Here is a 22,419-nt window from a genome sequence, read left to right on the forward strand (position 1 = left end):
AGTCGATGGGCCCAAACCTGTTGATCAACGGACGCTTCCTCACCCGTGCCCTGACGGGCGTGGATCGGGTCGCTGCGGAACTGGTCCGCGCGCTGGCGCAAGTGGTTGCGGAAGATGGTCACGGGTTGCGCATCGATATTGCCGTGCCGCGATGCACGCTGCGCGACGAGCAAATCCGCGCCACCTTGGGGCTGTCGGGCGATAGCCGGATATGGCGCTCGGCACGCTCCGGCCATTCGTGGGAGCAGCTCGTTCTTCCCGCCGCTGCGCCCGGCGCGGTCCTGCTGAGCCTGTGCAACACTGGTCCCGTGCTCAGGCGACGGCAGATGGTGCTGATTCACGACGCGCAGGTATTCGATGTGCCGCAATCCTATTCGGCCGGCTTTCGTCTTGCCTATCGCCTGCTGCTGCCGCTCCTTGGTCGGACGGTGCGCTGGTTGGCCACGGTGTCGAAGTTTTCCGCCGGGCGGCTTCAAGCCAATGGCGTGGGGTCGGGAAGGGAGTTTCTCGTCCTTCCGAACGGCGCAGATCACATGGGGCGAATGGAGGCAGACCCGGATGCGCTCACACGCTTCGGCCTGACTTCGCAAGGCTATTTCCTCGCGGTCGGCAGCCTCGCCCCGCACAAGAACCTCGCCATGCTGGCAGAGGCCATGCGCCTCAGGACGACGGACGGCGTTCCGCTGGCATTGGTCGGGTCCGTCGACGAGGGCGTATTCTCGCGCGCGGACGACATCTCTATCGGGGGAACCCGACTTCTCGGCAGGGTCAGCGACGGCGAACTGAAGACGCTGTACCGGGGCGCCCGCGCGCTCTTGCTCCCATCGCTGACCGAGGGTTTCGGGATGAGCGCGCTGGAGGCGATGGCCTGCGGCTGTCCGGTGGTGGCTTCAACCGGTGGTGCAATTCCTGAGGCCTGCGCGGATGCGGCGCTTTATTGCGACCCGCGTCGCCCCGAGGAATGGGCCGAATGCTGCGACCGGCTGGCTCGCGAACCCGAAACGGGTGCCGAATTGTCGCGCAAGGGGAGGGAGCGTGAAAGGCAATTTCGCTGGAAAGCCAATGCCCGCCGCCTACTGCGACATCTGGCGGAGGGTTAGTCTGCGAGCGGCAGGAGCCGATCTTCGTCCACCGCAGTCAGGACGCCCGGCACCACCAGCGGGCTGGGGGGAGTTCCTTGCAGAAGTGCCGCGTCGATGAAGCCGAGCACTGCCGCGAATTGCGCGGTCTTGAGTGCGCGAAAACGCGGGTCGCCCCATCGCTGCGACTGGTCGTTGAGCGCGCTGTGCTCCATTCCTTCTGCCAGCAGCCACGCGAAAACACCGCGACCCAGCAAGGCGCGATGCAACGTCTGGTCGGCCAGCGCGCCTTCATACAGCGCGCGCCGCGACGGCTGCGATGAATTGGCCCAGCTTGCGGGCGGGAAGTCTTCGGGAATGGAAATCAGCAGGTAAGGCACCTTCGGCATGGCGGGAGGATCGGCGAAGAGCCACCCGTCCAGATTGACTGCGACGGAAATCCGCGGGTCGCGTGCGGCCATGGCTGCGGCGGTCGCCCCACCGAAGGAAAAGCCGACGAAGCCGATACGATTGGCGTCGATGCGTTTCGCAAGGTCCGGTTCCGCCAGCACCGCGTCGAGAACCGCCCCCGACTTCGCCAGCGCGAGTTCCATCCGCCGCGCTGCCAGCTGCTTCGAAGCGCGATAGGCCGCGGGCGTGTCGTAAGCGAAACCGGCGTGCCGATCGGACTTGTTCTGTTCGGTTTCTCCGGCGATGCCATCATCGAAGGACAGATCGTCATAGGCGGCGACGACATAGCCATGGCTGGCGAGTTCGCGCAGGAGGCTGCGCGAATCCCCTGCGTCGTTACCCCACCCCGGCGCGTACAAGATCAGCGGGGCAGGCCGGTCAGCGGCATCCGGCCCGTATATCTCGACCGGATAGGTGCCGCGCGCGGTGTCGAGAGCGATCTCTTCCGTGCGTATCTCATGCGGGCCGCTGGGCGCTGGACCTCCGTTTGCCTGGCACCCGCTGAAACAGAAAGCGCTGGCGATTGCCGCTCCGACCATGGCGATGAAGCCCGAAAGGCCGCGCCGGTGGTTAGCTCGCCTCGCCAAGAATCCTCCGGACGACTGCGCCGATGACGCTGGCACCGGCATCACGGAACATCGTGTCGTGGGTGCCGGGGCATTCGACGATCTCGAACGGGCCGTCGATATAGCCGCTCCAGCCGAAGTCCTTGGGAAAAAGGCGACCATTGGGGACGTCTTCGCTGCGGAACATGACGACGCGGCCGCGATAGGGCTCGGGCACGAAATCCGCCTGGCTGGGCAGCAGGACGGTTTCGGGAAACCAGCGGCTGCCGTCCACCATGGCATCGGGTTCCGGCCCTACCGGGCCGCCGGAAAAACGCGCCGCCAACCGTGGCAGCCCAAGCGCGCGAGCGATGCGGTAGTTTGCCATGACTTGCGCGAAACTCAGCTCGCCTGATCGCATTCGCTTCAGCAGCTTGGCGGTGGTCAGGTAGCGCACCTGCCATGCGCGCTGCTGGCGGTCGAGCCAACCCATCCGCTCGCGATAGCCGGGTCGATAGCTGTCGTTGAGCACGACCAGTTCGACCGTCTCGCCTTCCGACTGGAGAATCCGCGCCGCCTCGATAGCCAGCGCGCCCATCACGCACAGGCCGAACAGGACATAGGGGCCGTGCGGCTGCGCAAGGCGGATCATTTCCACCGCGTCGCGCGCGTGGTCGATGAAATGCCGGCGCGGCAAGTCGACCGGCGTCGGGCCGGGACAGAATTGCAGGTCGTGGAAGGGGTGGGCAGTGCCTATCGCGCGAGCGACCGGATAAAGGACGGAGGCGTTGTTTATCGCGAGGATCGGCGCACCGTCGCCCTCTGCCTGCAAGGTCAGGATGCGCTGCTTCAGCGCGTCGATGCGCGGATTGATTACTGGCCTCGCGGCTTCAGGCATACTGGCGTCCGATGCAGCGCCGCCGATACCCGCTGCGTCTTCGATCGCCGCCCGCCAGCCGTGCAGCAACGCATCAATGGTTTCGCAATCGTAGAGTTCGGGCGCATATTCGCACGAAAGGCGCCAGCCTTCCGCGCGACCCACCATGAACAGGCTGAGATCCCACAGCGCCCCGACCGAAGGTGCAGCGACGGACTGGATGGTGAAGTCGCCGTAGGTCGTATCCTGCACCGTCGCGCTGCTGATATAGGTGCGCTGGACGACGAGGTTGACGCGATAGGCCGGAACGTCCGGTTCGCGCGCATCCCGCACCATTCGCTGCACCTCCGCGAAAGGAAGAAGCTGGTTCGCCATCGCTTCGCGAATATTCTCCCGCGCGCTTTGGGCCACTTGCGCGAAACCGGCGCTCTCTGGCGTCGGTACGCGCAGGATCACCGTATTGATCACCGGTCCGACGATTGCTTCCGCGTCGGGATCGTCGCGACCGGCTATCTGCGTGCCGAGGACGATTTCCTCGCTGCCGCTTGCCTGCCTGAGCGCCATTGCCGCAGCGGCCGTCGCGAAGGAGAACATCGTGTGGCCCGCCTGCCGAGCCTGCTGTTCGAACGCAGCCGATGTCCCGGTCGGTAACAGGAAGGAGCGGATTTCCGATGGCTTGCCGCCTGGGTCGCCGGGCCGGTCGGGCGGGAGGCGAAAATCGGGAAGGTCCGCAAGTTTGTCCGCCCAGTAGGCGCGCTCTCCATCCAGCGCTTCGCTGGTCGTCACATCTGCCTGCCACCGTGCGAAATCGCCGAACTGCATGGCGACGGCGGGCAGGGCCGCGGCCTCGCCCGCACCGGCGGCAGCGGCCAGTTGACCGATTTCGCGCACGACCACGTCGAGCGACCAGCCGTCGATCACGAGGTGATGGAAGACCAGCAGCAGATAGGCCTCGTCCGCAGCGACGCGGATCAGCATGGCGCGGAAAAGCGGCGCATCGGACGCGTCGCCAGCGAACTGGAAGGGGCGTCGGGCGGCAGCTTCGCTCATGCGCAGCGCCTCCTCCTCGCGCTGCGCGTCCGGCAGCCGCCGAAGATCGACCTGGTCGAGTTTGAAAGGCACGCGTTCGAGCACGTGCTGATGCAGGACCCCGTCGATTTCGACGAAACGCGTTCGCAGGATTTCGTGGCGGGCGATCAGCGCCTGCATCGCCTTTGCGATCGCCTCGTCACTGACTTTGCCCGACAGCCTTCGTCGGAAAGCCGCGTTGAGCGACGGGTCGGACGGGTCGCGGGCAACCTCGTCCCAGTGCATCCGCTGGTTGGCCGCCGCCGGGAATCGCGCGACGATTTCCGCCCTTTGCTTGTCTTCGCTTACGGTCGGCCTGCTGCTCATGCGCCGGCCCCCTGCAACGCTTCACGGCGATAGGCGGAAAGCTTGGCGACCTTGGGGGCAGGGGGCGGTGTGTCGCCGGTCGCGAGACCGTCGATCAACGCAGCCACTTCGGCCAGCGTGGGATTGGTCAACAGCTTGCGGTTCTCGATTTCCAGCCCTTGCGCCGCCATGCGAGCGGCAATGCGGAAGATCTGCAGCGAGTCCGCGCCCAGATCGAAGATCGCATCGTCGCGGGACACGGTGTCGAGGCCGAGCACCTCCGCCCAGATGGCTGCAACGCGCTGCTCAAGGCCGGTCATCGCCTTTTTATCCGCACCGCTGTCGTTCGCCGCGGGACCAGCATCGGCCCGGTCGCGCAGCGCGAGACGATCGATCTTGCCATTGGCGTTTCGCGGCAACGCCTCGACAATGTGCGTCGACGAAGGCTGCATATGGCGCGGCAATGCCTCTGCCATGTGCTGTCGCAGCGCTTCCATGTCGATGGTCTCGCCAGAAGCCACGGTGACGAACGCGTGGACCGTGCGCCCGCCCGAAGTCGTCTCGCGCACTGCGACTGCCGCCTCCGCAACGCTTCCGAAGTCACTCAGCACAGCTTCGATCTCGTCGAGTTCGACGCGCATTCCGTTGATCTTCAGCTGCCCGTCGATGCGACCCAGAAACTCGATTGCGCCGTCCGTCCGCCATCGCGCGTAGTCGCCGGTTCGGTAGAGGCGCACCGCGGGGTCGTCTGGATGGGTGACGAACCGTTCGGCAGTGAGATCGGGCTTGCCGAGATATTCGATCGCGACGCCTTCGCCGCCTGACCAGAGTTCTCCGATGGACCCCCTGGGGCTCAAATGACCGCGCGGATCCATGATGAACGCGCTGCTTCGCGCGATCGGTTCTCCGATGGGCGACGAACCCGGACCCCAACCTTCAGCCGGGAAGGCGTAGCAGGTCGTCAGTCCCGAATTTTCGGTCGGGCCGTAGCCATTGACGAAGCGGACGTGCGGCAACGCTTTTTGAGCCTTGCGTATATGGGTTCGCGAAACCACGTCCGCGCCGATCACCAGCTGGCGCAACGGGGCGAGCGCCGTCACCTTTTCCTCGACGATCAAATGGAACAACGCCGCGGCCAGCAGCATGGTGGTAACGCCCTCGCGGACGATCGCCTGCTCGATCCCGGCCAAAGAGGGCTTGGAATCGGTGAATATCGCAAGCCGCCCGCCGAACAGCAGCGCGCCCCAGATCTCGAACTGGCACAGGTCGAAGCCGAGCGCCGTGAGAAGCAGCAGCGTCTCATCCGGGCCAAGGTCCACGTAATCCTGGTCCACCACCAGCCGCACTATCCCGCGATGGGGTACCACCACGCCCTTCGGTTTCCCGGTGGAGCCTGAGGTGTACATGACATAGACCGGATCATCGGCCCGTATCGCGACATCAGGCGCAGCATCGGAAAGCCCGTCAGCTTCCGCGCGCAGCGCATCGTAGCTGAGGCCAGTGTCCTTCAGTTCCGCATAAGCTTCCGCATCCTCTGCGCCCGGCCCGAGCAGCGCCTGGCGGGCGCCGCAATCCTCGAGAACGTAGCGCTGGCGCGCGGCCGGATAGGCGGGATCGAGCGGGACGTAGGCCGCGCCGGTCTTGATGACGGCGACGATCATTTCCATGGCTGCAATCGACCGGTTGGCCAGCAGCGCGACATGATCTCCGCGCCCGATACCCCGCGCAAGCAGTGCACGGGCGAGGCGATTGGTGTGGGATTCCAACTCGCCATAGGTGCGCGTCACACCGTCCGCCGAAAGCGCCACGCGATCTGCGAAACCTCCAGCAGCGCGGCGGAATTCGGACACGAGCGAACAGTCGTCGGGCAGCGGCGGCCACACCGGATTGCGGGCATCGAGCCAGGCACGTTCCTGCGATCCGAGCACGTCGATGTCGTCTATCGCCTGCGCCGGATCGGCCACAAGCGCCCGGAGCACCTGCCGCAGGTTCTCGACCCACCGCTCGATCGTGGTCTCGTCGAACAGGTCGCTGGCATAGTCGACTTCGACCCTCAGCCCATCGCTGCATTCGACAAGGTTGAAGAACAGGTCGAAATTGACCGCAGCCTTCGCATTGGCACGCAAATTGCCGGTGGTGGTGCCGAAATCGATCGCATCACTCACCCGTTCCAGATTGAACTGAATGTCCGTCAGCGGGCTGCGGTTGGTGCTGCGCGGCAGCTCCAGCGCGCGCACGATGGCGCCATAGGTGGCCGTGCCGTGGTCGAAAGCCTCCAGCACGCCGGCCTTGACCGCGGCGAGGTGGTCGGCAAGGCGCGCGCCCTTCGCCATGGGCACTCGTAGCGGCAGGAAATTGACGCAATGGCCAGCCAGCGCGCCGTCCTCAACTTCAGCTTGCCCGGCGGTCGGACAGACCAGCACGACATCGTCGGTGTTCGCCAGCCGCCCGATCGCGGTCTGGACAGCGGCGAACAGCGTAACGAACAGCGAACAGCCCAGCTTCGCGCCGGCAGCTTTTGCGGCAGCGGCCAGGTCGGCGTCGATCAGGCTTGTATGGCTGGCGCCTGCGAAGCTCTTGAGCGCCGGGCGCGGACGGTCGACCGGCAACTCGACCGGATCGGGCAGGGTTGCGAATAGGTTGCGCCAGTAGGCAAGGTCCGCTTCGGCCCGCTCTCCTTCATTTGCCAGTTCGGCGGCGTAACGGGTGAAGGGCATCGCCGGGTCGAGATCGGCGGCGCCATGTCCGGTCCGCTCGCGGTAGAGTGCGGCGATTTCCTCCGCGAAGAGGTTCGCGGTCCAGCCGTCGAACACGATGTGATGGGCGCAGGCGATCAGCACCGAAGTGCCGTCGTCGCGTTCGACCAGTGTGGCACGCAGCAGCGGCCCGCGTTCGAGGTCGAAGGGCGTGGTCGCCTCGGCAGACTTGATCCGCGCCAGATCGGCCTCGTTCGCTCTCTCTATCCGCGGGACTTCGATGGTGAGATTGCTGGCAATGACCAGCGTCGGCTCGCCCGGCTTGGCCGTTGCGCGCATGGCCTCGTGCCGCGCGACGAAGGCGTTGATCGCCTCTGCAAGCGCCGCGTGATCGACAATGCCGCCGAATTCGATCGACAGGGATTCGTTGTAGGCGGTCGACGCTTCCGGCCCCATTTGCGTTGCCAGGAGGATTTCCAGCTGAGGCTCGGTCAGCGGCATTTCCAGCGGCACGGGTGCGTCCGCCCGAACGGGCTGCGCTGCCCCATCGCCCTTGAAGATGCCGACCGCCTGCAAGGCATCCAGCGTTTCGCCCACCGCGCCGACGATCAGGTCGAGGTCCTCATCGCTGTGCGCGGTGGTCAGGAAGCACGGATAGCCGTCGATGATGTGGACGCCCTTCAGCCGCATGTGCTGGTTAAACAGCGCCCCCAGCCGGTCGCCGTTTGCGGTGTCGAGCATGAACCAGCTTGAATAAGTCGGCGCACGCACTGCCACGCCGCGGCTCGCAAATGCCGCGTCGATCCGCTCGACCAGACCGGCTGTCCGGCTTGCCAGATCGGCCTGCATCTGCGGCCCGCTCCGTTCGAGGAAGTCCAGCACCGCATTACACGCAGCGAGCGCCAGGGGGTGGCGCACGAAGGTGCCCGCGAAGAAGGTCGGCGCCACCTCCGGCACGCTGTCGTCGCCATAGTTCCAGCTGCCACCGTCGAGTGCGTCCATGTATTGCGCGGACCCTGCTAGGATGCCGATCGGCATACCCCCGCCGATAACCTTGCCGTAAGTCGCCATGTCGGCGCTGATGCCGAGCACAGCCTGCATTCCACCGGGATGCGTGCGAAAGCCGGTCACCACCTCGTCGAAGACCAGCGCAATTTCGCTTTCGCGGGTCAGGCTGCGCAGTTCGCGGAGAAATTCGAACGGGAGCAGTTCCGGATGGCGGCTCTGCACCGGTTCGACGATGACGGCGGCGACGTCCCGGGCATTCGCCCGGATCCAGTCGAGGGCCTGCGAAGAGCCATAGGGCAGAACGACCATGTTCGCGATCGAATCGCCCGGAATGCCGGGTGCGATGGGCAGGGCGCGTGCGAAGCCCGCCTTGCCGCCCGCCTTCACCAGCACTTCGTCGAACTGGCCATGATAGTCGTTGTTGAAGACGACGACCTTGTCACGCCCGCTGACGCAGCGCGCAAGCCGCATCGCCGCCATGATCGCTTCCGATCCGGTGTTACAGAAGGTCACCCGATCCAGATCGACCATGCGGGCGATCCGCGCCGCAACTTCTCCGGCAAGCGGGGTCTGCGGACCGATGGCGAAGCCTTTCTCCATCTGAGCGGCCACCGCTTCGACAACGAAATCGGGTGCGTGACCGAAGGCGGTCTGGCCGTATCCGTTGACCAGATCCACGAATTCGTTGCCGTCGGCGTCCCACAGCTTCGACCCCTTCGATCGCTCCGCGACGACGGGGAAGACCATCTCCTTCCATTCGGGCCGGAACCCCGCAGCCGTGCGCGGGTCGGAGAAATAGCTGCGATGCCTGGCAGCCTGCGCCTTCGAGGTCGGCATCCTGGCGCAGTACTGCGCGACGAGATCGTCGATGAAGCGGCGCTGCTCATCCGTGATCGGGTCGGCATCGCGAGCCGCGCGGGCGTTGAACGGCCTGAACCGTTCGCCCGCTTCAGCCGTTTCGACCAACGGCATTTCAGGCAAGGCCGGGGCGGGCGTTGATGCGCCGCCCGCCCCGGACCGCGGCAGCGCATCTCGGCCTGATGGGGGCACAGTCTGCGAGTGGGCTGCCGGCTTCGAGCCGATGAGAGCGAGCTGGCCGTCGATGACCGCCTGCATCGCTGCCAGCTGCGCCGCGAATGTCGCAGCGAGGTCGCCTGCCTGGCCCGGCTCGGCGGCGGGCTGTGGCATCGCCCCGCTGGCTATGGGTGCGTCTGTTGCCACCTGTGCCACGGACTCTCCCGTCACCGCAGCGGCTGGCGGGTCGGGCGGCAGCGTTGCATCGAGATGAGCCACCAGCGCCTCGATCGAGGGATAGTCGTTCATCAGCTGCCGGAAGGTCACCTTGATGCCGAAGGTCCGCTTCAGCTGTGTGGCAACCTGTCCGAGGAAAAGGGAATCGAACCCAAGTTCGAGGAAGTCGCGGCTCCACTCCGTGTCGGAAATGCTCTCGCCGGAAAGATCTTCCAGCAGGGCGGCGACTTCGCCGGACAGGCGCTGGCTGCGCGATGGGCTATCGGCCACTGAAGATGCTCCTGTTGCAGGTGTCACGGCGGGTGGGACCGGATCGATGGCGGTGTCCGAACCATCGGAGGCTGCCGCGTTCGGTGCCTCGGCTGGCTCGATCCAGTAGCTGTGGCGCTGGAACTGGTAAGGCGGCAGGGGCACGCGCCGTGCTTCCTCGCCGTAGAAATCGTCCCAGCGCAGTTCCGCGCCGAGGCACCACAGCCGCGCCATCGCCTCGGCAAGTTTGGTCTCGTCGTCCGCCGCGTCCGAAAAGTCCGGCATGGATGGAACGGCGGCAAGATAGTCGTTTCGCGACAGCCCCTGACCGGCAAAGGTCGCAAGCGTGCGTCCCGGGCCGACCTCCAGCAGAATGGGTCTGCTCGATCCGACGACCGTTCTGAGAGCCTCGGCAAAGCGAACCGGCGCGCGGCAGTGGCGCGCCCAGTATTCGCCGCAGGCTGAATATTCCCCCGCCGCCCAGTCGCCGCTGACGCCTGAGACGTAGGGGATCGCCGCCTCGCCATAGGCGAAACCGCAGGCAAGCTTTTCCAGTTCGGCGACGACGGGCTGCATCATCTCGGAATGGAACGCGTGCGAGGTATGCAGCCTGCGTCCTTCGGACCCGGCGGCTTCCAGCCGATCTTCCAGCCGCGCGATTGCGTCGAACGGTCCTGCCGCCACGCATAGCGAGGGGGCGTTCACTGCGGCCAGATCGACGCCGTCGCCGAGCAAGGGGAGCAAGTCTTCCTCCGCCATCCGCACTGCGAGCATCGCGCCCGGCTCCGCGCTCTGCATCAGGGCGGCGCGGCGGGCGACGAGAGCCAGTCCGTCCTCGAACGAAAGCACTCCGGCCACGGTTGCCGCGACCAGTTCGCCCACGCTGTGACCGATCATCGCGGCTGGGCGGACGCCGCGTTCCAGCCACAACTGCACCAGCGCGAACTGGGTCAGGAACAACGCGGGCTGGGCGTAGATCGTGGAACGGATCGGATGCGCCGCATCCTCGCCAATGTCCTGTGTGCGGTAGAGCAGGTCGCGAACGTCACGCTCAAGCGTGTCGAGCAGCAGGTCCGCGCCGCGGTCGATCCAGCGGCGATAGGTCGGCTCGCCGCGATAGAGGTTCGCGCCCATGCCGGGATATTGCGAACCCTGTCCGGGGAACATGAATACCACCGGCGGAGCGTCGCTCGCTTGCGCGCGAATGGAGCGTGAAGAGAAGGCGGCCAGTTTTTCCGCAGCTTCCGCGGTCGATCTGGCGACCACCGCCCCCCGGCTTTCACGGCGCGTGCGCCCCTGTGCCAGGGTGAAGGCGACATCGCGCAACTCGGTTCCGGGATGCCGGGCAAGATGCGCGGAGAGCGCATGCGCCTGCGCATCGAGAGCCGCGTCGGATTTCGCCGAAAAGGGCAGGATCTGCAACCCCTCGGCAGCGGTGCGGCGGGGCGGGAACGGTGGTTCTTCGAGCACGATGTGAACGTTGGTGCCGCCCACGCCGAAGGAACTGACGCCCGCGCGGCGCGGTACGTCCGTGCGCGGCCAGGGTTGAAGCTCGCTGACGATGCGAAACGGGCTGTCGGCCAGGTCGATATGCGGGTTGGGCGCGGTAAAATTGGCCAGCGGCGGGATTTCCTCGTTCCTGAGGCACAGCGCGGCCTTGATGAGCCCGGTGACGCCTGCCGCCGCATCGAGATGCCCGATATTCGCCTTCGCCGAGCCAAGCACACAGCCGCCTGTTTCGCAGTCCGGCCCGAAGGCGTGCCTGAGACCGTCGAACTCGATCGGATCGCCCAGCGGTGTCGCGGTGCCGTGCAACTCGACATAGCCGATGCTCGCCGGATCGACCCCCGCCTCGGCAATGGCGCTGGCGATGGCGGCGGCCTGTCCCTCCGCGCTCGGTCCGGTGAAGGCGACCTTGTTCGCGCCGTCGTTGGCGATGCCGGCCCCGCGGATCAGGGCAACGATCTCGTCCTTGTCGCGCAGCGCATCGGACAGGCGCTTGAGCACCACCACCGCCGCGCCGGAGCCGAACACCGTGCCCGACGCGTCGCGGTCGAACGGTCGGCAGGTGCCGTCGCGCGATCCCATGCCGCCGTCCTGGTAGAGATAGCCGCGCTGCTGCGGGAAGGTGATCGAGACGCCGCCCGCCAACGCCGCGTCGCACTGGTACATCAGCAGGCTCTGGCACGCTTGCGCCACCGCCAGCAGTGAGGTAGAGCAGGCGCTCTGCACCGTGAATGCCGGGCCTTTCAGGTCGAGCTTGTAGGCGACGCGGGTGGCGAGCGCGTCGGGCAGGGAACCGACCAGAGTGTCCATCCCACCCAGCTGGTAATTGCTGGCGAAGGCGCGGGCCGGCCCGTCACCGCCGCTCAGAACATGGCCGACGAGATAGGTCGGCATACTCGCGCCCGCAAACACGCCGACCGGGCCGGTAGCCCGCGCCGGATCGAGTCCTGCCACCTCGAGCGCTGCGAGCGAAACTTCGAGGAAGACACGGTGCTGCGGATCGGTGAGCTTGGCCTCGCGCGCGTACATCCCGAACAGTTCGGCATCGAACAGGTCCGCGTCGTCCAGCACGCCGCGGGCGCTGACGAAGTTCTCGTCCTGCCGGATGCTCGGGTCGAAACAGTCGCGCAATTCCTCCTCGGAGAAATGCGAGATCGAAATCTTGCCGCTGCGCTGGTTCTGCCAGAAATCCTCGACGCAGGCGGCACCCGGGAAGCGGCCCGCCATGCCGACAATGGCGATCGCGTCGTCGAGCCCGTTTTCGAAGGCGTCGGTCATGTTGCCGTTCATCGGACTGCCTCCTCGATCAACGGTCGGTTGCGTCGGGACAGCGCGGCACGGCGTTGCTGCGCGCGCGACTGCACGAGGGCGAGACTGGCTCTGCTGCCGGTCGGGCCATCGGCATTGCCGAGCTTCGCCATCGCGCGGATCGTGGGACGAGCGAAAAGGTCCGCAACGGCAATTGTGCGATTGAACGCAGCTTCCAGCCCCTTGTGCACCCGCATCAGCTGAAGCGAGCGGCCGCCAAGGTCGAAGAAGGCTTCGTCGACCCCGATCTGCGGGATGCCGAGCGCTTCGCGCCAAAGCGCGGCTACCGTTTCCTGTGCCGCATCTGCGGGGGCTGCAACGGCCCGCCTGCTTTCACCTGCCCGCATCAGCAGCGCGTCGCGGTCGATCTTTCCGTTTGGCGTGATCGGCAGCGTGTCGACGGCGCAGAGGCGGCTCGGCCACATATGCCTTGGGAGGCGGTGCTGAACTTCCGCCTCGATGGCGGAAAGCCCGGCATGGCTCGCGACGACGAACCCTAGCAACCGGCGTATCCCGGCGGCGCCCTGCTCGACCACGATGGCGGCGTCCTGCACGCCTGCGCAGGCGCGCATCGCCACCTCGATTTCGCCCGGCTCGATGCGCTTTCCGTCGATCTTGACCTGCCGGTCCATCCGACCAAGGAACGCGAATTGCCCGTCGGGAAGTCTGCGGGCGAGATCCCCGGTGAGGTAAATGCGCTGGCCGATCGGGGCAGGGGCCTCGACGAACCGCTCCGCCGTCAACTGGCGATTGTCCAGATAGCCGATTGCCAGCCCTTCTCCTGCGGTGACGAGCTGGCCCGCCTCGCCATCCGGCACTGGACAAAGCATATCGTCCACGATGAACACTTGGGTTCCGGCAATCGGCCGCCCAATCGGGGCGGAAGCGATGGGCCACAAACCGCGCGACAGTGTGGCACAGCAGGTGAAGGTGGTGTTCTCGGTCGGCCCGTAGCCGTTGATCATGCGCGCGTGCGGCGCAGCATGCTGGAAGCGTCGGACATGGTCGGGCGAGAGCACGTCGCCGCCTGCGAGCATCTGTCGCAGCCCGGTAAGAGCGGCAATTTCCGTATCGACCATCAGGTGGAACAAGCCCGCCGTCAGCCATAGCGTCGTCACCCGGTGCTTCTCCAGCGCAGCCGCGATCTCAGCGGTCGAGGGCTGCGTTTCAGGCATGATCGCGAGGACGCCGCCGTTCAGCAGCGCGCCCCAGATTTCGAACGTGCTCGCGTCGAAATTGAGCGGGGCGAGTTGCAGGATCACCTCGTCCGGCCCGAATTCGCAATAGTCCTGCCCGACAACCAGCCGCAGGATGGCGCGCTGCGGCACGACCACACCCTTGGGCCGCCCGGTCGAGCCGGAGGTGAACATGACATAGGCCGCACTGTCAGGCGTCGCCGGACTGCCAGCGCCGGGCGCATCGGAAATCTGCGAAGTTGCATCCTCGAGGTCCCAAATCGCGGGCCGCGAAGCGCTGGCCGCTTCTGCCGCAATCCGTTCGATACGGTCACGCGCACACGGGACGCTCAGGATCGCGGCAGGCTGCGTGTCGGCCAGCATTTCGGACAGCTTGGCGTCCGGATAATCAGGATCGAGCGGGACGTAGGCCGCCCCTGCACGAACAATGGCGACGATGGCGACGATGGCTTCGACCGAGCGCGGCGTGCAGATGGCGACGTAGCTGCCCGGCCCGATACCGAGTGCCGACAGACGGGCCGCGAGCGCGGCGGAGCGTCGCTCCAGTTCGTCATAGGTCACAGGCTCGTGCCCGGAGCGGACGATCGCAATGGCACCGGGACATTCGGCGGCTGTCTGCGCGAGGCGGGCTGCGATATTCGGGTCTGTGGCCATATTGTCTTCGGCATTTCCGAGTGTCGTGGTGGCACCCGGCCTTTCAGGGCCCACGAATGGGCGGTGCGATGTCTCAGCGACCCGAAGAACCTTTCCGGCAGGAGGGATTTCGGCGTCTGAGCGGCCCCGCACCTGGCGGCATATCGGCGCAATCGCCCATCCCTCTTGCCGGGCATTGTCAGCGAAGATCGCGAAGGAGGAAATCACCATTCGGGAGAGGGCGATGGGGTGTCGGGTCAGCCGGCCTATCCCAAGGGGGTAGCGCCTGCCCTAGACCGATGAACGATTGTGGCGCCGCACAATTTCGCGAGATTCAAGGCCGCGATGCTGATGCTTTCCGAGCAGACTTCCGAGGGTTGCGAACAGGGCCTTTCACACGGCGCTTGCGGGCGGCTTGTGGCCACGCCAGCCGAGGTTGGCGACCACGCGATTGCCTGGGCCTGCATCGCCGACGGTCTGCCACCACTGGGGACGCGGATATGGCCAAGCCTCGACGGCCTGTCGGGCGCGGGGCCACCCGCTGACGAGGTGTGGTTGTTTCTCGCTTCTACTTCGGCTGACACAGGAGAAGCGCTCTCAAGGAACATCTCCGTAGCCGAAGCAGCGCGGGCGGCACGGTTCCACTTTGCCGCCGACCGGGCGAGCTATACCGCCGCACATTCACTGCTCCGCCGCGTTCTGGCTGCCATGGCCGACTGCGACCCGTGCGCGCTGTCTTTCGTTGCGGAGCGTTCGGGCAAGCCCTTGCCCGACCCGGCATCGCCTTTCTCGCGTCGGCTTGCGGGCATTCACTTCAACATTTCACACACTCGCGGGCTGGTGGCGGTCGCCATCGCGCGCCAGCCGGTCGGCGTCGATGTCGAACAATCGCGGCCCGTGGCGGAAATGCGCGATCTGGTGATCGAGCTGATGAGCGCGCCGGCGCTTGCCGCCTTCGATGCGGAACAGGACAAGCCCACGCTGTTCATGCGGTTGTGGACCCTTAGCGAGGCCTATCTCAAGGCAAGCGGCGAAGGATTGATCGGATCCACCCGCGACCTCCATTTCACCGCGCGCGGATTGCCGCGACTGCTGGGGGCGGCGGCGCGCAGAAGTGCCGGTTGGCAATTCGGCCACGCGCATGGCGGCACGGTAAACTGGCGCACTGCCGGAGAGAGGCGTTGAAGCACGGTCTGCGGCACAAGGTCGCGGGCGGGGCCGCAATGCTCGCGGTCGCAAGGATATGCTCGCGCGGGTTCGATTTCGTCACGCTCATCGTGCTTGCCCGGCACCTGACCCCCTCGGACTTCGGCCTTGTCGCGATCGCCCTGTCGGTCGTGCAGATCACCGAAGCGGTGATGGAAATGCCGACCGGCAGCGCTTTGCTGCAATTGCGCTCGGTAAAGCGCAGCCTGGTCGATGCGGCGTTCAGTATTGCCCTGATCCGCGCGCTGCTACTCATCACGGCGCTGTGCGCATTGTCGGTGCCGCTGGCGCGTTTCTTTGGTGATGACCGTCTGATCGCGCTGATTTGCGCGCTCTCGCTCGCCCCGGCAATCCGGGCGCTTCGCAGCCCCAAGCTCGTCCTGCTCTACCGCCACATGCGCTTTGCGCAGGATGCGGCGGCGGATGTCGTGGGCAAGCTGTGCGCGCTGGTGGTGGCGGTGAGTCTCGCGCTCTCGACAGAAAGCTACTGGGCCATCGCCGCCGCGACCATCGCCGGGCCGTTCTTTTACGTGCTGGCAAGCTATGTCCTCGTTCCGGCGCGGCCGCATTTTACCCTGCGGCACTACCGCTTCTTCTACGGCTATCTCGGTTGGAGCATGGGGGCGCAGACGGTCAGCGCGCTCAACTGGCAGACCGACCGCTTCATGCTCGGCAAGCTTGCCTCGCAGGCTACGGTCGGCCTGTTCTCCACCACGCGCGATCTTGCCGCGACGACGCACAAGGCGCTGCTGGAGGCCATGCAGAGGCCGCTGATGTCCGCGCTGTCGCGGTCCAATCGCGATGTTGAGCGGCAGCGCGCTGTCTATGGCATGTCGATCGCGACGGTCCTTTCCATCGCCATGCCGATCGCCGTCGGGCAGGCGCTGCTGGCGCAGCCGCTCATCGCGCTGGTGCTTGGCCCGCAATGGCTCGGCGCGACGATCGTCTTTCAGGCGGTATCGCTGGCGCTGATACCCGGCCTCTATTCCCACATGACGCTGACGCTGCTCTATGCCGCCGGCAAGCCGCGCCACATCTTCACGCGCAATCTTCAGGATTTCGCGCTGCGCGTGCCGCTGACCATCGTGCTGATCATGGCCTTCGGCTGGATCGGCGCGGTCGCCGCGCTGGTGATCGCGGACCTGTTCCTGGCGGGCCTGTGCATCCACCTTGCCCGCAAGGTTGTGGGCATCGGCATGATGGAACAGGTCGGCAAGGCGGGCCGCGGGGTGCTGAGCGCGCTGGTCATGGCCGGTGTCGTGTTCGGGTTGCAGAGCGTCATCGCCCCGCCGGAGGGGACGATCGGCATCCTCCTCTATCTGGCGAAGATCGTGCCGCTCGCCGCGGCGACCTACTGGGCAACGCACTGGGCGATCTGGTGGCTGTCAGGCAAACCCGACGGGGTGGAGCGGCTGGCGATCCAGACGATGGGACTGATTGTGGCCCGGCTCCCCCGCCGCGCCGCGCAACCGATCTGACGGGGCGTCAGTCGGCCAGTTCGGCGTAATAGCCGCGGCTGGTCGCGAAGCCGAAAGCCGCGTGGTGGCGGCTGTAGCTCGGAATGTCCCATTGGTCGCGAATGATGTAGCCCGCACTTGCAAGATCGGCTTCAAAATTCACGCGGCTGCGGACCTGGTAGGGCACCTCCGCCTGCGGGAAACGCTCCAGCGTAACCACGCTCTCGCCCTCGCGCGTCGCCACCTTGTTGATGATGAAGTGGCGCGGCATCCGCGGTAGACCGGCGATGAATTGCGAAGGGCTGGCATCGAGATACTGGAACAGGCCGGAGGCAAGCACGACGTCGGAGGTCGGCAAAGTCGCGGTATCGTCGTGAAAGGATAGCGAGTTCAAACCGTCCCGGCTTGCACGATCCCGCCCTGCGCGCACGATGGCGGGGACGTCCAGAACCGCCCAGTCAAAGCTGTCCGGCAAGTCGATGAACCGCGCGAACGCACGAAATTTCGTACCCATGTGCCCACCGGCGTCGATCAGGTTCGTCTGGCCGTCCAGCACCTTCGCCAACCAGTGGATCACGGGGTAGTCCCACAGGTGGACCTTGCACATCTCCTCGTAGGACACATCGGCAAGTTCATCGTGATCGTACCCGGCGAGCCGCCGCGGCCCGATCGCCGCGATGGCGTCAGCATGGCAGGCGAAGCTACCGCGAAATCTCTTGCGTTCTTCGAGGCGCAACGCCCGCGATACGGCGTTCCGCCCGCTTCTGGCGATGGCTTTCAGGCGCGCCGCGCCGCCCCGCCTTTCGGGCGCGGAGGCGGTCATGAGCATGGCACCGCTCCGCCGGGCAGGGCGCCCCTGTTTGCTTCAGTTTCCGCGCCATCGCCTCTCAGCGCCGCTGCTGCGCGGCGGGGGCGCAGACCGATGGCCGCGCCCGCAAAGATCGCGAATATCACGCCGGGATCGGGGCGCGGGGAAGATACGGCGGCCGGCACGAGAGAGAGCACGGCGGCAACGGCAAAGGCTCCGCCGATGGACAGCGCCGGGTCCGCTCCGCGCCCGTAAGTGGAACGGCGCGACGCTTCGAACACGCGCAGGCCGTAAAGGGTGAAGGACAGGATCCCGATCACACCCATCGATCCCGCGACCGCGGTCAGGAAGCTCGAGGAACGAAAGCTGCCCGCGCCGATGCCAAGGCCGAAGGACTGGCGGAACGCCTCCCATCCCTGCGTCGCCCAGAACAGCCGCTGCTCGGCAGACGCCGAAGCGCTCTTCCCGATGGTCATCTGTTCGACCATCGCGACGAACCGCGCGGATAGGTCCGGGCTGGCAAGCAGCAAAGCGGAAACCGCCACCGCAATCGCCAGCACGCCCGCGCCGAACTGCGCCAATCGCTTCCCTTCGATCGCGCTGCGTACGAACACCACGCGCAGACCGAACCACGCGAGATAGGCGGCAAGTCCGACGTAAGCGGTGGAGGATGTGCTCGCGACGAGGATGGCAGCAAGATACAGCGCCAGAAGGCCGGTCGCGCGCGGGCGGATGCCCCGGTACCAAAGTTCTGCATTCACCACGAACCACGCGAAGCCGAATTCGGCGTAGGCGGAGGATTCGGGGAACACGCCACGGATGCGAACGAACCCCTGGTACGACTGGTTGAGCTGCGCGTAGCTGCCGTTCCGCAAGGCCTCGAACACGGTGTCGAGCGGCGTTCCGGCGAACAGCGCCACGGCCAGCCCAAGCAACAGGTGCGCCCAGCCGACCCATAGCGCTGCGTTCACCAGCGTTTCCTTGCCCCCGCGCAGGTGGCGGGTGAGGATGAAGGCCGAAAGCGCGGCCACCAGCGTCCCGAACAGGTAGAACGCCGCCGTCAGGTTCTGCGGCGAAGGCGCGAGCGGCACGGTTTCGAACAGGCCACCCCCGACGATCGGCCGCATCGGCGCGACGTCGAGTTTCCCTTCGAAGATGCGCGGCGCAAGGATCGCGGAAGCGATGCCGAACCCGGTGTAGACGAGCAGCCAGATGTTCGCCCGCAAAGCCTCCGGTACCCGGCCGAAATGGCCCCCGGCAGGCGCGACGATCCGCAAGGCGACGAACAGCAGCGCGATTTGCGCGGGCGGGATAGACGATCCGCCCAGGGCAGGCAGGATGATGGCAGCAGATCCGCCGAACAGGCAGGAGAAGACAAAAAACAGGAACGCCGCGCGCAGCGACCCGGCCACCAGGATCGCGACTCCGATGGCAATCTGGATCGCGCCGATGAAGGTCAGCTCCATCGCCCCTTCACCCCATTGCCGCGCCGACGAAGGCCAGCATCTTGCGGTCGAATTCCTCCGGCGCGAACAGGCGCGCGCGGGCAATTGATTCGCGGGGGTCGTAATGCTTCGCGAACTTCTCGAACCGCTCGACCGCATCCTGCAGCGCGTCCGTTTCCTGGCGATCGAAGAAAAGTCCTGTGACCCCCTCCACTACGCTGTCGCGCAGTCCGCCCTTGCCATATCCGATCACGGGGCGCCCGGTGGCCATGCTCTCGACCGGGGTGATGCCGAAGTCCTCCTCCGCCGTCATCAGGAATGCCTTTGCGCGGGCGAAGGTCTGGCGCAGGCGATCGAAGTCCATGCGCTCGACGAAGCGGATGTTGGGCCCGGCGCGCGCTTTCAGCGCCTTTGCCATGCTGCCCGTGCCGACCATCACCAGTGGCAAGCCGTTTGCGTTGAAGGCATCGACCGCCAGATCGGGCCGCTTGTACGGCACCATCTGCCCGACCCAGAGATAGTAATCCTCCACCGCGTCTGCCGGTCTGAACAGGTCCACCTCCACCGGCGGGTGGATTACCTCCGCCTCGCGGCGCCAGAACTTGCGGATGCGCTGCTGCACGAAGCGCGAATTGGCGGCGAAATTGTCGACCAGCGCCGATGAGGTTACGTCCCATTGCCGCAGCCGGTGGTACATCAGCGGCATCGCCAGTCGCGCCAGCGCGTTGGCCTCGCGCTTGTAGGGGCCGTACTGGTCCCACAGGTATCGCATTGGCGAATGGCAGTAGCATACGTGGGTGCTGCCGGGCGGCGTGATGACGCCCTTTGCCGGTCCGGATTCGCTGCTGATGACGAGATCGTAGCCGCCCAGGTCCAGTTCCTCGAGCGCCATGGGCATCAGCGGGAGGTAATATTGGTACAACCGCTTGTGGAACGGCAGGCGGCTGATGAAGCTGCGGGTGACCTTGGCCGCGCTGATTTTCTTCGAGACGCGGCTGTCGTCCATCACGTGGCAGAAAAGGTCGGCCCCGGGATACAGGTCCAGCATCCGCTCTACCACCCGCTCCCCCCCGCGCATCGAGAGCATCCAGTAATGGACGATGGCGACCCGCGGCGCGGAGAACGGCGTTGGCGCGCGATGGATCGCGGCTGACTGGAGCCGGCCATGTTCCATCAGGCGTAATACTCGCTGTACTTGTTGTAGAAATATCCCGCGTCATGCGCGCCGAACATGGCGCGGCGACGCATATCGACCTTGTTGACCACGATTCCGGCGACATGGACGCGGTCGCGTGGCAACCGCTTGAGCGCCGCCATGGCCGCCGCCTTGGGCGTGGTGCGCCAGTTCATCGTGAAAACCACGGAATCCGCCGCCTCGGCAATCTTGCGGGTCGCCGCGATGGGAAGCACCGGCGGCAGGTCGAGGATAATGCGGTCGAACTGACCGCGCAGCTGGCTGATCAGCTCGTCGAACTGCGGGCCGGTGAGCAGCCCTTCCGGCTCGATCTCGCTGGGCCGGATGGGCAGGATGCAGAACACCGAATCGTCGTTGAGGTCGCGCACGTTGAGCGGTTTGGCGCCCTGAAGCACCTCGACCAGACCAACTTGGTCGGCGCGCATACCCAGCAGCCGGCTGATGCCGCGCCGACGCAGATCGCAGTCGATCAATATGGTCCTCATCCCAGCGCTGGCCGAGGTGTGCGCGAGGCAGCAGGAAATCACCGTCTTGCCCTCGTTCGGGAGGGCGGACGTAACGGCGATCACCGTGTCATCGCGTTCCGCCACCTGTTCGATCGAGGCCGATAGCGCACGGAAGCATTCCGAGAAGGCGGACTTGGGTTCGTCGCGAATGGCCTCGACGGCATGGCGGCTGCTGACGCCGCTGGTCGAAAGCAGCGGGATCGACCCGAGGAAATTCTCGCCGAGCGCCGTCTCGACTTCCGAGGTCGAACGGATGCCTTGCGAGAGCGCCTCTGCGGCGTAGGCGACCAGCAGTCCGAGGCCGAGGCCGGTAATCGCCGCCAGCGCCAGATTGAGCTGCAGGTTGGGGCTGACCGGGTCGGTCGGCGGGGTCGCGATGGTCAGGATCTTGGCGCCGGGCCGTTCTGCGCCCTCCGCGGCGACGAGTCCCTTGTAGCTGCCGAGATAGGTTTCGTAGATTCCCTGAGAGGCAGCCGCCTTGCGCTCCAGGTCGCTGAGCCCGACCATCGAGGCATTGTTCTGCGACAGCTTGCTCTTCGCCGAACCGAGGCTTCCGGACAGCGAAGCGAGACGCTGCTGCGACACTTGCCGCTTGGCGCGAAGGTTGGAGACGACGCGGCCGATCTCGCTCTGGATCTGCGACTTCACCTCCGTAAGCTTGCTCTGCGCTCGGATGAGTTCGGGATGATTGGGGCCATAGCGTGCCGACAGGTCCGCAACTTGGCCGGCGGCGAGCGCTTCCTGCTCTCTGAGCGAGGAAATGACCTGCGATCCCAGCGCCTCGCCCACGTCGTCGCCGTTCGATCCGGAACGCAACTGGTCGAGCGCGGTGTCGAGCCGTGCAACGTCTTCTGCCGCAGACGCGCGGGCGCGGGCAACCTCCTGTTCGTAATTGGAAATTTCCTGTTCGGTGAGGGAAGTGCCCGATGTGCTAAGCAGGTTGTTGGCGATGCGATATTGCTGCAGCGCCTGCGTATCCTGCTGCGCTTGGTTTCGCAGCGCGGTCAGCCGTTCGCGCACCATCGCCAGCGCTTCCTGATTGCGCCCGCGCTCCTCACCCAGTTCCCAGCTGGCATATTGCCGCGCGAATTCATTGACGACAGTCGCCGCGTCCTCTGGCGTTGCAGCGAGATACTCGATCGTCAGCGCGTAGCTTTCGCCGGCGCGCCGCGCGTCGACCCGCTCGCGCACCTGTTCTTCCAAAGCCTGCCGTTGCGCGGCGGGTAGCCCGTTGGCGAGGCCCAGCGCCGCGACCACGCGCGACGTCATTTCCGCCGAAGTGATGATTGCCACCTGCGTTTCGATCAGCTCATTGCTGACCACCGCGCGGCCTGCCGGTGTCGGGGTGGACCGGTCGGCGTTCTCGGCGCTCTTGTCGACGACCACCGTCGCCTCCGCCCGGAAGGTCTGCGGCAGGTAGAGCGAGATCGCGAGGCCGATCAGAAACACGGCTGCCGTGACGCTGAGGATCAGCCGCCACCACCGCGCGAGGAAGTTGACCGTTTCCGACAGGTCGAGCTTGTCCTCGTCGTAATGCGGGCACCGGGGCAGCGCGAGCGGGCCGCCGGTTTCGCGGGCCGGGACGAGTGCGTTGGTGCTAGCCATGGGACGATCCTTCCGTCTTCGATTG

General features: G+C 66.0%; 11 protein-coding genes. 3 read left to right on the forward strand and 8 right to left on the reverse strand.

The window, feature by feature from the left end; all coding sequences use genetic code 11:
• The first annotated feature begins 5 nt into the window (after positions 1 to 5).
• On the forward strand, positions 6 to 1,100 hold the full coding sequence (locus ACXYN8_RS02770; protein WP_458887778.1) for a glycosyltransferase family 4 protein: 1,095 nt from the start codon (positions 6 to 8) through the stop codon (positions 1,098 to 1,100).
• On the opposite strand, the gene ACXYN8_RS02775 is transcribed toward ACXYN8_RS02770, so the two are convergent.
• Genes ACXYN8_RS02775 through ACXYN8_RS02790 form a run of 4 tightly spaced genes read right to left on the reverse strand, consistent with a single transcriptional unit; the run spans position 1,097 to position 14,193 of the window.
• Positions 1,097 to 2,116, reverse strand: a complete 1,020-nt coding sequence (locus tag ACXYN8_RS02775) for a poly(ethylene terephthalate) hydrolase family protein (RefSeq protein ID WP_458887779.1) — start codon at positions 2,114 to 2,116, stop codon at positions 1,097 to 1,099. The two genes, ACXYN8_RS02770 and ACXYN8_RS02775, sit on opposite strands and share 4 nt — an antisense overlap.
• Positions 2,100 to 4,346, reverse strand: a complete 2,247-nt coding sequence (locus ACXYN8_RS02780; protein ID WP_458887780.1) for a condensation domain-containing protein — start codon at positions 4,344 to 4,346, stop codon at positions 2,100 to 2,102. The genes ACXYN8_RS02775 and ACXYN8_RS02780 overlap by 17 nt, the downstream gene beginning before the upstream one ends.
• Positions 4,343 to 12,325, reverse strand: a complete 7,983-nt coding sequence (locus ACXYN8_RS02785) for a hybrid non-ribosomal peptide synthetase/type I polyketide synthase (protein ID WP_458887781.1) — start codon at positions 12,323 to 12,325, stop codon at positions 4,343 to 4,345. The genes ACXYN8_RS02780 and ACXYN8_RS02785 overlap by 4 nt, the downstream gene beginning before the upstream one ends.
• Complete coding sequence (locus ACXYN8_RS02790; protein ID WP_458887782.1) at positions 12,322 to 14,193, reverse strand: non-ribosomal peptide synthetase; 1,872 nt, start codon at positions 14,191 to 14,193, stop codon at positions 12,322 to 12,324. Before ACXYN8_RS02790 ends, ACXYN8_RS02785 begins: the two co-directional genes overlap by 4 nt.
• A gap of 396 nt (positions 14,194 to 14,589) precedes the next feature.
• On the opposite strand from ACXYN8_RS02790, the gene ACXYN8_RS02795 reads away from it, so the two are divergent.
• Positions 14,590 to 15,357, forward strand: a complete 768-nt coding sequence (locus tag ACXYN8_RS02795) for a 4'-phosphopantetheinyl transferase family protein (RefSeq protein WP_458887783.1) — start codon at positions 14,590 to 14,592, stop codon at positions 15,355 to 15,357.
• Positions 15,354 to 16,856, forward strand: a complete 1,503-nt coding sequence (locus ACXYN8_RS02800; RefSeq protein ID WP_458887784.1) for a lipopolysaccharide biosynthesis protein — start codon at positions 15,354 to 15,356, stop codon at positions 16,854 to 16,856. The genes ACXYN8_RS02795 and ACXYN8_RS02800 overlap by 4 nt, the downstream gene beginning before the upstream one ends.
• Before the next feature lie 7 nt (positions 16,857 to 16,863).
• Here the strand turns inward: ACXYN8_RS02800 and ACXYN8_RS02805 are convergent, their stop codons facing one another.
• From ACXYN8_RS02805 to ACXYN8_RS02820, 4 genes are read right to left on the reverse strand one after another with little or no spacing between them, the layout of a single operon-like run.
• Complete coding sequence (locus tag ACXYN8_RS02805) at positions 16,864 to 17,664, reverse strand: methyltransferase, TIGR04325 family (protein ID WP_458887785.1); 801 nt, start codon at positions 17,662 to 17,664, stop codon at positions 16,864 to 16,866.
• Positions 17,655 to 19,109 carry a glycoside hydrolase gene (locus ACXYN8_RS02810; RefSeq protein WP_458887786.1) on the reverse strand — a complete coding sequence of 485 codons (1,455 nt, stop codon included), beginning with the start codon at positions 19,107 to 19,109 and terminating at the stop codon, positions 17,655 to 17,657. Before ACXYN8_RS02810 ends, ACXYN8_RS02805 begins: the two co-directional genes overlap by 10 nt.
• A gap of 7 nt (positions 19,110 to 19,116) precedes the next feature.
• The gene (locus tag ACXYN8_RS02815; protein WP_458887787.1) at positions 19,117 to 20,262 is read right to left on the reverse strand and encodes a glycosyltransferase; all 1,146 of its coding nucleotides are present in this window, start codon (positions 20,260 to 20,262) and stop codon (positions 19,117 to 19,119) included.
• A complete protein-coding gene (locus ACXYN8_RS02820; protein WP_458887788.1) occupies positions 20,262 to 22,394 on the reverse strand; it encodes a GumC family protein in 2,133 nt (710 codons plus the stop codon). The genes ACXYN8_RS02815 and ACXYN8_RS02820 overlap by 1 nt, the downstream gene beginning before the upstream one ends.
• Positions 22,395 to 22,419: the final 25 nt, after the last annotated feature.

This window comes from Altererythrobacter sp. CAU 1778, from assembly GCF_054482795.1.